At 67.4% G+C, this 12,933-nt stretch carries 13 protein-coding genes; 9 read left to right on the top strand and 4 right to left on the bottom strand.

The window, feature by feature from the left end:
- The first annotated feature begins 10 nt into the window (after positions 1 to 10).
- Positions 11 to 889 (top strand): isoaspartyl peptidase/L-asparaginase family protein, encoded by an 879-nt coding sequence (locus K8940_RS00450; protein WP_223392586.1) that lies wholly within the window; start codon positions 11 to 13, stop codon positions 887 to 889.
- 16 nt (positions 890 to 905) lie between these two features.
- On the opposite strand, the gene K8940_RS00445 is transcribed toward K8940_RS00450, so the two are convergent.
- The 3 genes from K8940_RS00445 to K8940_RS00435 form a co-directional block, all read right to left on the bottom strand.
- Positions 906 to 1,898: a GlxA family transcriptional regulator gene (locus tag K8940_RS00445; RefSeq protein WP_223392585.1), complete on the bottom strand. Its 993-nt coding sequence runs from the start codon at positions 1,896 to 1,898 to the stop codon at positions 906 to 908.
- Between the two features lie 66 nt (positions 1,899 to 1,964).
- The gene (locus tag K8940_RS00440) at positions 1,965 to 2,237 is read right to left on the bottom strand and encodes a DUF4242 domain-containing protein (protein WP_223392584.1); all 273 of its coding nucleotides are present in this window, start codon (positions 2,235 to 2,237) and stop codon (positions 1,965 to 1,967) included.
- Between the two features lie 122 nt (positions 2,238 to 2,359).
- A complete protein-coding gene (locus K8940_RS00435) occupies positions 2,360 to 2,782 on the bottom strand; it encodes a helix-turn-helix domain-containing protein (RefSeq protein ID WP_223392583.1) in 423 nt (140 codons plus the stop codon).
- Positions 2,783 to 3,077: 295 nt separating this feature from the next.
- Between K8940_RS00435 and pgm the strand changes: the two genes are divergently transcribed.
- The 3 genes from pgm (at position 3,078) to K8940_RS00420 (ending at position 6,886) form a co-directional block, all read left to right on the top strand.
- Positions 3,078 to 4,718 carry a phosphoglucomutase (alpha-D-glucose-1,6-bisphosphate-dependent) gene (pgm, locus tag K8940_RS00430; RefSeq protein ID WP_223392582.1) on the top strand — a complete coding sequence of 547 codons (1,641 nt, stop codon included), beginning with the start codon at positions 3,078 to 3,080 and terminating at the stop codon, positions 4,716 to 4,718.
- Positions 4,719 to 4,798: 80 nt separating this feature from the next.
- Positions 4,799 to 6,457 (top strand): lysine--tRNA ligase, encoded by a 1,659-nt coding sequence (locus K8940_RS00425; RefSeq protein WP_223392581.1) that lies wholly within the window; start codon positions 4,799 to 4,801, stop codon positions 6,455 to 6,457.
- A gap of 219 nt (positions 6,458 to 6,676) precedes the next feature.
- On the top strand, positions 6,677 to 6,886 hold the full coding sequence (locus tag K8940_RS00420; protein WP_223392580.1) for a hypothetical protein: 210 nt from the start codon (positions 6,677 to 6,679) through the stop codon (positions 6,884 to 6,886).
- Between the two features lie 18 nt (positions 6,887 to 6,904).
- Here K8940_RS00420 and K8940_RS00415 read toward each other — a convergent pair whose 3' ends face one another.
- Positions 6,905 to 7,549, bottom strand: a complete 645-nt coding sequence (locus K8940_RS00415) for a S24 family peptidase (protein WP_223392579.1) — start codon at positions 7,547 to 7,549, stop codon at positions 6,905 to 6,907.
- A gap of 196 nt (positions 7,550 to 7,745) precedes the next feature.
- Between K8940_RS00415 and K8940_RS00410 the strand changes: the two genes are divergently transcribed.
- The 5 genes from K8940_RS00410 (at position 7,746) to K8940_RS00390 (ending at position 12,933) form a co-directional block, all read left to right on the top strand.
- Positions 7,746 to 8,225, top strand: coding sequence for a MerR family transcriptional regulator (locus K8940_RS00410; protein ID WP_223392578.1), 480 nt, complete (start codon positions 7,746 to 7,748; stop codon positions 8,223 to 8,225).
- A gap of 104 nt (positions 8,226 to 8,329) precedes the next feature.
- Positions 8,330 to 10,123, top strand: coding sequence for an acyl-CoA dehydrogenase C-terminal domain-containing protein (locus K8940_RS00405; RefSeq protein ID WP_223392577.1), 1,794 nt, complete (start codon positions 8,330 to 8,332; stop codon positions 10,121 to 10,123).
- Positions 10,124 to 10,125: 2 nt separating this feature from the next.
- Positions 10,126 to 11,289 carry an acyl-CoA dehydrogenase family protein gene (locus K8940_RS00400; protein WP_223392576.1) on the top strand — a complete coding sequence of 388 codons (1,164 nt, stop codon included), beginning with the start codon at positions 10,126 to 10,128 and terminating at the stop codon, positions 11,287 to 11,289.
- The gene (locus K8940_RS00395; protein ID WP_223392575.1) at positions 11,286 to 11,663 is read left to right on the top strand and encodes a hypothetical protein; all 378 of its coding nucleotides are present in this window, start codon (positions 11,286 to 11,288) and stop codon (positions 11,661 to 11,663) included. The genes K8940_RS00400 and K8940_RS00395 overlap by 4 nt, the downstream gene beginning before the upstream one ends.
- Positions 11,664 to 11,727: 64 nt before the next feature.
- Positions 11,728 to 12,933 carry an acetyl-CoA C-acetyltransferase gene (locus K8940_RS00390; RefSeq protein ID WP_223392574.1) on the top strand — a complete coding sequence of 402 codons (1,206 nt, stop codon included), beginning with the start codon at positions 11,728 to 11,730 and terminating at the stop codon, positions 12,931 to 12,933.

The raw sequence follows: 12,933 nt of genomic DNA, 5'->3' as shown, positions 1-12,933 counted from the left end.
GGAAAGCCGAATGTCAAACACATGTTTTAGTCTCGCCCTACACGGCGGCGCCGGAGCCAAGCGCGGCCACGACTATACCGTCGAGATCGCCCACATGCGCGGCCTGGTCGAAGCGGCCCGCGATCGGCTGGCCGCCGGGGCCAGCGCCCTGGACGTCGCCGTCGAGACCGTGGTCGGCTTGGAGGCTAGCGGCCTCTACATCGCCGGCAAGGGCGCCTCGCCCAACGCCGAGGGCGAGTACGAGCTGGACGCCAGCCTGATGGACGGCGCGACGCTCCGCGCCGGCTCCGTCGCGGCGCTGCAGGGTTTCAAGAGCCCGATCCTGGCAGCCCGCGCCGTGATGGAGCAGACCCCGCATGTGATGCTGGCCGGCCAGGGCGCGATCGATTTCGCGCGCGAACTGGGCCTGGAGACGGTCGAGGATCCGCGGACTTGGTTCACCCACGCGGGCGCCTTCGAGGACAATCATCCGCCGGACACCCTGCCCACCGGCACGGTCGGCTGCGTGGTGCGCGACGCGCAGGGCCGCCTGGCCGCCGCCACCTCGACGGCCGGGGTGTTCGGCAAGCGGCCGGGCCGGGTCGGGGATTCGCCAATCATCGGCGCCGGCGCCTGGGCCGACGGCCATGCGGCGGTCTCGTGCACGGGCCAGGGCGAGTACTTCATCCGCACCGCCGTCGCCGCCCAGATCGCCCACCGGGTGCGGTTCGGCGGCCAGACGCTGGAGGAGGCCGCCCGCGCGGCGATCCAGGGCGTCGCCGATCTCGGCGGCCACGGCGGCCTGGTGTCGGTGGATCGCGATGGCCATGTCGCCATGCCGTTCGCCTCGAGCGGCCTGAAACGCGCCGCCCTGCTGCTCGACGGAACGATCGTCAGCGAAGCCTTCTAGTCTTCGCCGCCACGCTTCAGTATCCGCGCACCGACATCGGCGCGAAGTGGGCGCGATAGGCGGTGGGCGTCATGCCGGTGCCGCGCTTGAACAGCCGGCGGAAGAAGGCGACGTCGTCGTAGCCGACCGCCATGCTGATCGACTGCACCGGTCCGGTGTCGCGCTCCAGCATCGCCTTGGCCGCCTCGATGCGCAGGGCCCGCAGATAATCGGCGGGCAGCCGGCCCGTCGCCGCCTTGAACCGTCGCACGAAGGTCCGGTCGCTGAGGCCCGCCTGGTCGGCCAGGACCTTGACCGAAAGGTCGTGGCGGAAGTTCGCCTGGAGAAAACCCTCGACGCCCCGGATGCGCTCGTCGGCGTGCGCCTGGGAGACCGGCAGCATCGCATAGCCGGATTGGTGAACGCGCGGCATCGGCAGCAGCAGAGCCTTGGCGCACTGCAGGGCCACCTCGCGGCCGCAGAACTTCTCGACGAGGTACAGGCTGATGTCCATCGACGCGCAGACGCCCCCGCTGCACAGGAGCCGGCTGTCCTCGGTGACGAACAGCTCGGGCCGCCATCGAACCTTCGGATAGCGCGCGGCCAGCTTGTCGCAGACCGCCCAGTGCGACGTCGCCACCCGGCCATCCAGCAGGCCGGCCTCGGCCAGGTAGGCGGCGCCCATGCAGACGCCGGCGATATGCGCGCCCTGCTCGTAATGTCGACGCAGCCAGGGCAGCAGCGCGCTGTTCTCGACCATCTTCAGATCAAGATCGAGCCCCGAGGTCGGCACGATGATGATGTCGGTGCGCTCGACGGCGTCGATCGAGTCCTGCGGCCCCAGGGTCAGGCCGTAGGGGCTGCGGACCGGACGTCCCGTCGGCGAGACGGTGCGGACCTGGAACGCCGGCCGGGCGGTCTCGCCCAGCAGGTCGTTCCATAGCACGCCGGCGGAGTGGAAGATTTCCATCGGCATGATCGCGGTCGACGACAGACCGTCATCCAGCACCACAACGGTCGCATCGAGCATCGCGGTCTCCTCCGAGAGGTCCAGACTGGAGGGCGGGGCCTCGTTCGCCAAGGCCCCGCCTCCGGCTCAGCTGGCGGTCACCGGGCTGATGACGCCGGCCACCTCGGTGATGCGCGACGCCGGAAAGCCGCTGAGATCGGCATGCTCGCGGATCACCGCCTCGTCCTCGGCCAGATAGACGCAGAAGGTCTTGTCCTTGGTCACGAAGGACTCCACCCACTGGACGCGCGGGGCCAGCTTGGCCAGGGCGGCGTTGGACGTCGCCGCCGCGCCCTTCAGCTGCTCGGCGTCCAGTTGGTCGACGCCGGGGATCTCGCGCTCGATCACATACTTCTTCACGGGGTTCTCTCCACCTCTATCGGGGGCGGGAACCTGCCGAACAACGTTCTTCCGGATAAGGGGGCGATCCGGACAATCAGCGGTGGCGATCGCGTCGCGACCAAGCGCCGGTGATCACACGCCTATTTTTCCTCGGCCGCCATCGTCCGCACCAGATCCAGGATCTGTCGGCGCACGCGGCCGCTGGCGATGCGCGGGAAGATCTCGGCCAACTCCACGCCCTCCGAGGTCTGCAGGAACGCCTGCATCACCTGGTGGACATGCGATGTCGCGCCGTCGGGAGCCCCGCCTTCTATCGGATCAGGCAAGCCATCGAAAAAATAAGAAACGTCGACGGCCAGGATCTCGGCGATCCGGAACAGCTTGCTGGCGCTGATCCGGTTGGCGCCGCGCTCGTACTTCTGGACCTGCTGAAACGTCAGGCCCAGGCTGTCGGCCAGTTGATCCTGGCTGACGCCGAGCAGCTTGCGCCTCATACGGACCCGCCCACCGACATGCGTGTCGACGGCGCTCGTGCGGCGTCCTTCGGTCGTCTCGTAGGTCACTTCGCGTTCGCCTTTCGCGTCCGGTCGACAGCCGAGATTCGCCTTCAGGTTACAATCTCTCGGCGAATATTCCACGTTGTACTGTCGACTAGACGTCACCCGCGCGCTTCAGCCGCACCCCGGGCGACAAAAAATTCTCGATTTCGGACCGGGCGCGTTCCGCCGAAAACTCGCCCTAGAAAACGGCGGCGTCCGCATCTTGCTCTCGATCCGAAGATACTTAGTGAAATCGACACGGAACCTGACTAGGGAAGTGACCCATTCCGCTCCCGACGACGAACATTCACCAGGTGTCTTGATGCATAGCCGTGCCGGCCTTCGCGCTCTTCCCGAAGATCTGATCGACCTGGATGCGCTGGTCGGAGCCTATTACGAGATCTCTCCCGACGTTTCGAACCCGGCCCAGAAGGTCGTGTTCGGCACCTCGGGACACCGCGGGTCCAGCCTGGACGGCGGCTTCAACGAAAAGCACATCTTGGCCATCACCCAGGCCGTCGTGGAGCATCGCGCCGCCCAGGGCGTGACCGGCCCGATCTTCATCGGCCGCGACACCCACGGCCTTTCGGAGCCGGCCTGGCGTTCGGTGCTTGAGGTCCTGGCCGGCAACGGCGTCCAGGCGCTGATCGACGCCCAGGACGGCTACACCCCGACTCCGGCGGTCTCGCACGCGATCCTGAGCCACAACCGCCAGAACGCCGCGCAAGCCGACGGCCTGCTGCTGACGCCCTCGCACAATCCGCCGCGCGACGGCGGCATCAAGTACAATCCGCCCAGCGGCGGTCCCGCCGACGGCGGCGCGACCTCGGCGATCGCCGCCCGCGCCAACGAACTGCTGGCGCAGAACCTGGCCGGGGTGAAGCGCGTGGGCTTCGACGAGGCCTTGAAGGCGGCCGGCCGCTACGACTTCCTGGGCCGCTATGTCGACGATCTGCCCAGCGTCATCGACCTGGAGACCATCCGCGCGGCCGGCGTGCGCATCGGCGCCGATCCGCTAGGCGGCGCGGCCGTCGCCTACTGGGGCGCGATCGCCGAGCGCCACAAGCTGAACCTGACCGTGGTCAACGAGGCCGTCGACCCGCGCTGGGCGTTCATGCCGCTCGATACCGACGGCAAGATCCGCATGGACTGCTCGTCCGCCTCGGCCATGGCCAACCTGATCCAGATCATGAAGGGCGGCGCGGCCTATGACGTGGCCACCGGCAATGACGCCGACGCCGATCGCCACGGCATCGTCACGCCCGATGGCGGGCTGATGAACCCGAACCACTACCTGGCCGCGGCCATCTCGTACCTGTTTACCCACCGCCCGAACTGGAGCGCGGACGTCGCGGTCGGCAAGACCCTCGTCTCGTCGTCGATGATCGATCGCGTGGTGGCGGGCCTGGGCCGCCGCCTGCTGGAGGTGCCCGTCGGCTTCAAGTACTTCGTGCCCGGCCTGCTGGACGGCTCGGTCGGCTTCGGCGGCGAGGAATCGGCCGGCGCGGCCTTCCTGCGCCACGATGGAAGCGTCTGGACCACCGACAAGGACGGCATCCAGCTGGCTCTGCTGGCCGCCGAGATCCAGGGCCGCACCGGCAAGAGCGCCAGCCAGCTCTATGCCGACCTGACCGTCCAGTACGACGCGCCGGCCTACGCCCGGGTCGACGCCCCGGCCAGCCGCGAGGAGAAGGCCCGCCTCTCCAAGCTCAGCCCCAGCGACGTCAGCGCCAAGACCCTGGCCGGCGAGCCGATCACCGACATCCTGACCAACGCCCCAGGCAACGGCGAGGCGATCGGCGGGCTGAAGGTCTGCACCCAGAACGCCTGGTTCGCCGCGCGTCCGTCCGGCACCGAGGACGTCTACAAGGTCTATGCGGAATCGTTCCTGGGCCCCGACCACCTCAAGCAGGTCCAGGCCGAGGCGCGCGAGGTCGTGGCCGGCGCGCTGGCGTCCTGAGGCCACAGGCGGCCCTCGAACCGACGGATAGGGCCGCCGCGCCCTAGCCCTCTGGCGCTACAGCGTCTATACGCCGCGCCATGTTTGAAGGCCTCTCCCCCCTCGCCCGCGAAGCCCGCTCCTGGCCGTTCGAGCAGGCGCGCGCCACCATCGCCCGCGTCCTGCGCGTGCGTCTTCCCGACCGCGCCGACCAGGAAGCCGCCAAGGCCCTGATCGACGCCGGCAAATCGGGCGAGGCGGTGAAAGCCTATCCGGCCCTGTCCAAGGCCGTAATCTTCGAGACGGGCTATGGCCCGTCGGGCCTGCCGCACCTGGGCACCTTCGGCGAGGTGGCGCGCACGACCATGGTGCGCCAGGCCTTCCGCGCGCTCACGGATGACGCCATCCCGACCCGCCTGATCGCCTTCAGCGACGACATGGACGGCCTGCGGAAGGTTCCCGACAACATCGAGAACAAGCAGCCGCTGATCGAAGACCTGGGTAAGCCGCTGACGGTCGTCCGCGACCCGTTCGGCACCCATGACAGCTTCGGCGCCCACAACAACGCCCGCCTGCGCGCGTTCCTGGACGGCTTCGGCTTCGAGTACGAGTTCGTCTCGTCGACCGACTGCTACAAGGGCGGCCTGTTCGACGCGACCCTGCTGACCGCGCTCGAGCGCTTCGACGCCATCCAGAAGGTCATGCTGCCGACCCTGGGCGAGGAACGCCGCGCCACCTATTCGCCGTTCCTGCCGGTCAGCCCGACCACGGGCAAGGTGCTGCAGGTCCCGACCCTGGAGCGCAACGTCGAGAAGGGCACGATCGTCTTCGAGGACGAGGACGGCTCGAAGGTCGAGGTCCCGGTCACCGGCGGCCACGTGAAGATGCAGTGGAAGCCCGACTGGGCCATGCGCTGGACGGCGCTGGGCGTCGACTACGAGATGTCGGGCAAGGACCTGATCGACTCGGTCAAGGCCTCGGGCGCGATCTGCAAGGCTCTGGGCGGGGTCCCGCCGGAAGGCTTCAACTACGAACTCTTCCTGGACGAGAACAACCAGAAGATCTCCAAGTCCAAGGGCAACGGCCTGTCGATGGAGGATTGGCTGCGGTACGGCGCGCCCGAGAGCCTGTCGTACTACATGTTCCAGAGCCCAAAGTCGGCCAAGAAGCTCTATTTCGACGTCATCCCCAAGGCGACGGACGAGTATCTGCAGCAGCTGGACGCCTATCAGCGCCAGGAGCCGGCCAAACAGCTGGACAATCCAGTCTGGCACATCCACTCGGGCCGCCCGCCGCAATACGGCTCACCGGTGTCCTTCAGCCTGATGCTGAACCTGGTCTCGGCCGCCGACGCCTCGACCAAGGAGATCCTCTGGGGCTTCCTGTCGCGCTACATCCCCGGCGCCAGCGCCGAGACCCAGCCGCTGCTGGACCGCCTGGCCGGCTACGCGATCAACTACTACGAGGACTTCGTCAAACCGACGAAGACCTTCCGCGCGCCGACCGACCAGGAACGCGCGGCGATGCTGGACCTGCTGGCCAAGCTGAAGGCGATGCCGGCCGGGACCCAGGACGCCGAGCTGATCCAGAACGAGGTGTTCGAGGTCGGCAAGACGCATGGCTTCGACCCGCTGCGCGCCTGGTTCCAGGCGCTGTACGAGGTCCTGCTGGGCCAGAGCCAAGGCCCGCGCTTCGGCTCGTTCGCGGCCATCTTCGGCATCGACCGCACGATCGCCCTGATCGAAGAGAAGCTGGCCTGACGATCCTGTCATCCCGCGCGGGCGCGGGATGACGATGGCCCTTCCCACGTCTGCGGAACACTTCCGGCGCCGATCGGCCGTCGAGGACGGGTTCTCGCGGCCTGCGACACCATGTCTCCACAAATGAACGAAGCCTGAATTCGCTATTAAGGGTCTGACCACATTTCGGAGTCTAGAGTCGGACCATCAGAACCCAGAGTAGTCATCAAGGTTAGTCCAATGGCTTCGTTCACACTCCGCCCTACCGACCGCCAGGAATTCGATTCCCTGCTGGGCGGCATCGTCCAACAGTTCCCCGACGCTCATGTCGAGGCCGCGCACAACGACACCTGGAGCTCGTACCGTCTCGACGTGTCGTGCGAGGATCCGTCGGCCGGTCCGCTGATCGCCTGGCTGCTCGACACCCACGCCAACTGCCCGCGCACGTAGCGCCGCTTCCGGGTCGGCCTACTGGCTGACCCAGACGATCCGCGCGATCCAGGCGACCTCGTCCCGCGACAGCAGACGATCGTCGCCGGATCGGTCCAGCGGCAGCAGTTCGATGGTCCGGGCCGTCACGCGGCCCATTTCGCGCACCAGCACCTCGCCGGCCGCCGTTCGCGCCACCACTCGATCGCCCTTGCGCGGCTCGACCGTGGGCGAGACCAGCAGGCGGTCACCGTCGCGATAGACCGGCGCCAGCCCGTCCCCCGACACCTCCAGGGCAAACAGCCCCTCGCCGAGATCAGGCGCGGGCGCCTCGTCCCAGCCCTTTCCGACCGGCATGCCCGCCTCGTCGAAGAAGCCGTCCTGCGCTGCCTGGGCCAGACCCAGCAGCGGCGCGCTCGGCCGCCCCGGCGCGCGCACCGGCGCCTGTTCGGTCAAGGCCGCGAACTCCGAGAAATTGACCCCCGTCGCCTCCAGCAACTTGGCCAGACTCTCGGTCGAGGGCCAGCGTGGGCGGCTGTCGGCCTGGGTCGAGCCGCGCTTGGAGCGGTTGAAGCTGGTGGGATCCAGCCCGGCCATCCTGGCCATGGCCGACGGCGTCATGTCGAAACGTTCGGCCAGGGCGTCGATCGCCCGCCAGATTTCGCCGTGAGAAAGCGTCGCCATGCCGGCGTCTCCTGAGCGTCTGGCCTTCATCGATGAAAATACGCCTCCCGCCCTAGGAAAGTAAACCTATCGACCACTGCTAAGTTGACGTTTACGTAAGCGTTGACGGTCGGCCGATATCGGGTTTAGGGTGATCGACGATAACCAAGCGGCCCGGCCGCAGTAGCCGGGCCCAATTTCCGGGAGGTTTCAACCCATGGCCGACCTGCGACGCCCAGAGCGGACCTTCACGATCCGCCAGCTCTGCAACGAATTCAAAGCCACGCCGCGCGCCCTGCGCTTCTACGAGGACAAGGGCCTGCTCAATCCGGCCCGCGAGGGCCTGAACCGCGTCTATTCCCACAAGGACCGCGTCCGCCTGCAGCTGATCCTGCGCGGCAAGCGCGTGGGCCTGTCGCTCTCGGAGATCCGCGAGCTGCTGGACCTCTATGACGAGAACGACGAGGGCGCGGCGCAGATGGCCCGCTCGCTGAAGAAGTTCCGTGAACGCGCCACCGCCCTCGAGCAGCAGCGCGACGACATCGACAACGCCCTGATCGAGCTGCGCGAGGCCTGCAACCGCCTCGAAAAGCGCCTCGCCGAGATCCGTCCCGACCTGCTGCCGCGCGCGGCCGACTACGAGCAGGTGCTGCGCGCCCGCCTCGACGGTCACGCCGAAGCGATGCTGGGCAAGTAAGACCTTTCGCGACGCCGATCCCGGGCCGAAGACGCTCGGGACGGCGTTCGCCTATCCGTTCCCTCTCCGATCCCTCTTCTTAGTTTCCTTGGCAGGACCGTTTCATGACCTACCAGCCGCCCGTTCGCGATCACGCTTTCATCCTGCGCGACGTGCTCAACATCGATCAGCACGGGGATCTGCCCGGCTTCTCGGACGCGCCGTTCGACGTGGTCGAACAGATCCTGGACGCCGCCGCCCAGTTCACCGGCGAGGTGCTGGCCCCGCTGAACACGGTCGGCGACAAGAACGGCTGCAAGCTGGATCCGGTCACCAACGTCGTCACCACCCCGCCGGGCTTCAAGGACGCCTACAAGCAGCTGTGCGAAGGCGGCTGGACCGGCCTGGGTTCGGACCCGACCTATGGCGGCCAGGGCCTGCCGCATGTCGTCAACCTGGCCTTCAGCGAGATGTCGAGTTCGGCCAACATGGCCTTCTCGATGTATCCGGGCCTGGCCCACGGCGCCTATTCGGCTATCCACACCGGCGGCACCGACGAGCAGAAACAGACCTACCTGCCCAAGATGGTCACCGGCGAATGGACCGGCACCATGAACCTGACCGAGCCGCACTGCGGCACGGACCTGGGCCTGCTGCGCACCAAGGCGGTCCCGCAGGCCGACGGCAGCTACCGCATCACCGGCCAGAAGATCTGGATCTCGGCCGGCGAGCACGACATGTCGGATAATATCGTCCACCTGGTGCTGGCCCGCATCGAGGGCGCCCCGGCCGGCGTGAAGGGCATCAGCCTGTTCATCGTGCCGAAGTTCTTCCCCAAGGCAGACGGCTCGGTCGGCGAGCGTAACCAGGGCGTCAAGTGCGTGGGCCTGGAAGAGAAGATGGGCATCCACGGCAACGCCACCTGCGTCATGCAGTACGACGACGCCGAGGGCTATCTGATCGGCGAGGAGAACGCCGGCCTAAAGATCATGTTCGTCATGATGAACGAAGCCCGCCTGGGCGTCGGCATGCAGGGCGTGGCCCAGGGCGAGGCCGCCTACCAGGCCGCCGTCGCCTTCGCCAAGGATCGTCTGCAAGGCCGCTCGCTCACCGGCCCCAAGAACGCCGAGGGGCCGGCCGACCCGATCATCGTCCATCCGGACGTCCGCCGCATGCTGCTGGAAAGCAAGGCCCTGATCGAAGGCGGCCGCGCCTTCCTGTTCTGGACCGCCCTGCACGGCGACCTGTCGCACGTCCACCCGGACGCCGCGGTCCGCGAGAAGTCGGCGGACTACATGGGCCTGATGACCCCGGTGCTGAAGGGCTACCTCACCGACAAGGGCTTCGAGGTCTGCTCGAACGCGGTGCAGGTCCACGGCGGCAGCGGCTTCACCGAGCACTTCCCGGTTAGCCAGTTCATGCGCGACTGCCGTATCGCCCTAATCTACGAGGGCACCAACGGCGTGCAGGCTCTGGACCTGGTCGGCCGCAAGCTGGCGGCCAAGGGCGGCCGCGCGGTCATGACCTTCTTCCAGGAAGTCGACCAGTTCATCGGCGAGAACGACGCCGACGCCGAGCTGAAGCCGTTCATCGAGGCCCTGGCCGGCGTGAAGGCCCAGCTGCAGGACGGCACCATGTGGCTGATGCAGAACGGCTTGCAGAACCCCGACAACGCCGGCGCGGCCTCGACCGACTACATGCACCTCTTCGGCCTGACCGGCCTGGCGTACATGTGGGCGCTGATGGCCAAGGCCGCCAACGCCAAGATCGCGGCCGGCTCGTCCGACCCGTTCTTCACGACCAAGCTGACCACCGGCCGCTATTTCATCGAGCGCATCTTGCCTGACGCCGGGGCACATCTGGCCAAGCTCAAGACCGGTTCAGCGACCCTGATGGCGCTGCCCGCGGAGGCTTTCTGATCATGAGCGTGCTCGCCGTCGAAAAACCCGCCTTCATGGCCGAAGAGGACATCGCGATCTTCGAGGACGCGGTGGGCAAGTTCTTCGACGAGCACGCCCCCGAGGCGACCGTCGCGAAATGGCGCAAGAACCACTGCGTCGATCGCGACATGTGGACCAAGGCGGGAGCGGCCGGCTTGCTCGGCCTCTCAACGCCCGACCAGTACGGCGGGGCCGGCGGCGACTATCGCCACGAGGTCGTGCTGATGGAACAGCTGGGCCTGAAGGGCGTCGACGGCTTCGGCGCCAGCCTGCACAACGCCATCGTCATGCCGTACATCTTCCACTACGGCACCGAAGAGCAGAAACAGCGCTGGCTGCCGCGCCTGGCCACCGGCGAGCTGGTCGGCGCCATCGCCATGACCGAGCCCGGCGCCGGTTCCGACCTGCAAGGCATCAAGACCACCGCCAAGAAGGCCGGCAACGGCTACGTCATCAACGGCTCGAAGACCTTCATCACCAATGGCCAGACGGCCAACCTGATCATCGTCGTCGCCAAGACCGACCCAGCGGGCGGCGCCCGCGGCACGTCGCTGATGATCGTCGAGACCGACGGCGCCGAGGGCTTCGAGCGCGGCCGCAACCTCGACAAGCTGGGCCATGAGGCCCAGGACACGTCCGAGCTGTTCTTCAACGACGTGAAGATCCCGACCGAGAACCTGCTGGGGACCGACGAGGGCCAGGGCTTCTTCCAGCTGATGGGCCAACTGCCGCAGGAGCGGCTGAACATCGCGGTGCAGGGCATGGCGACCATCGAACGGGCGCTGGAGCTGACCATCGCCTACGTCAAGGACCGCAAGGCGTTCGGCAAGGCGATCATCGACTTCCAGAACACCCAGTTCGTCCTGGCCGAGTGCAAGACCGAGGCGACCGTGGCCAAGGTCTTCGTCAACCACTGCATCGGCCAGCACCTGGAGGGCAAGCTCGATGCGGCCACCGCCTCGATGGCCAAGTACTGGGTCTCGGATCTGGAGAACAAGATCGTCGACCGCTGCCTGCAGCTGTTTGGCGGCTATGGCTTCATGAACGAGTACCCGATCGCGCGCATGTACAAGGACAGCCGCATCCAGCGCATCTATGGCGGCACCAACGAGATCATGAAACTCCTGATCGCGAGGACGTTGTGATCATCCTGCCGCTCATCGCGCTTCTGGCCGGCCCCGCCGCCGCCCAGCCCGCGGACGCCCGCTCAGCCGTCGTCTGCGTGCGCGCCGTCCAGGGCCCGCGCCCCCTCACCTATTCCGGCGAGCTGGTCGGCAAGCGGCCCCAGCCGGGCGCCTTCAAGCTGCCGCTGCAGCCCGCGGGCAAGGACATCTGCCAGACCCTGCTGCGCTCCAAGATCGCCGAGTGGAAGCTGGAGGTGACGACCTCGGGCTTCACCGCCTGCTCGCTGCCGCCGCCGCAGTTCGGCAAGCGCGTCTACTACCGCGCCAAGGCCTCGGCTCGAGGCCTGTCGTGCGAACCGATCGGCACATACCCGATCGGCAACTGGAAACCATAACGACCGCCGACCCCAACGGCGCGTCCGACAACACGAACACCGCTTCGCAGGAAGGAGCCATTCCATGGCTGACGCTTACATCTTCGACGCCGTGCGCACGCCGCGCGGCAAGGGCAAGAAGGACGGGTCTCTGCACGAGATCACCGCCCTGTCGCTGGCCACTCAGGTCCTGGAAGCCATCCGCGACCGTAACAACCTCGACACCTCCAAGGTCGACGACGTCGTCCTGGGCTGCGTCGCCCCCGTCGGCGAGCAGGGCAGCGACATCGCCCGCACCGCCGTCCTGACCGCCGACTACGCCGAGAGCGTCGCCGGCGTGCAGATCAATCGCTTCTGCGCCTCGGGCCTGGAAGCCGTGAACATGGCCGCCGCCAAGGTCGCCTCGGGCGAAGCCAACCTCGCCATCGGCGGCGGCGTCGAGAGCATGAGCCGCGTGCCGATGGGCAGCGACGGCGGCGCCTGGCCCACCGACCCGTCCTCGGCCTTCAAGACCTATTTCGCCCCGCAAGGCGTCTCGGCCGACCTGATCGCCTCGCTGTACGGCTTCAGCCGCGACGACGTCGACGCCTATGCCGTCGAGAGCCAGAAGCGCGCCGCGGCCGCCTGGGCTGACGGTCGCTTCAAGAAGTCGGTCGTGGGCGTCAAGGACCAGTTGGGCCTGACCATCCTCGACCACGACGAGACCGTCCGCGGCTCGACCACCATGCAGACCCTGGCCTCGCTGAACCCCTCGTTCACGGGCATGGGCGAGATGGCCTTCGACGCGGTCGTCACCCAGCGCTATCCGCAGGTGGAGAAGGTCAACCACGTCCACCACGCCGGCAACAGCTCGGGCATCGTCGACGGCGCCGCCGGCGTGCTGATCGGCACCAAGGAAATGGGCGAGGCCCTGGGCCTGAAGGCCCGCGCTCGCATCAAGGGCGCGGCCTCGATCGGCTCGGAGCCCTCGATCATGCTGACCGGCCCCTCGCTGGTCACCGAGAAGCTGCTCAAGAAGTTGAAGATGGAGGTCTCCGACATCGACCTCTACGAGCTGAACGAAGCCTTCGCCGCCGTCGTCCTGCGCATGATGCAGGCGCTGGATATCCCGCACGACAAGATGAACGTGAACGGCGGCGCCATCGCCATGGGCCACCCGCTGGGCGCCACCGGCGCCATGATCCTGGGCACCATGGTCGACGAGCTGGAGCGCTCGGACAAGGAAACCGCCCTGATCACCCTGTGCGTCGGCGCCGGCATGGGCACCGCCACCGTCATCGAACGCGTCTAA

The sequence above is a fragment of the Caulobacter segnis genome (assembly GCF_019931575.1).
In the GTDB taxonomy this organism is placed as follows: Bacteria; Pseudomonadota; Alphaproteobacteria; order Caulobacterales; family Caulobacteraceae; genus Caulobacter; species Caulobacter segnis_C.
The sequence above is the reverse complement of the archived record's forward strand: the minus strand, read 5'-3'. Positions and strand labels throughout refer to the sequence as shown.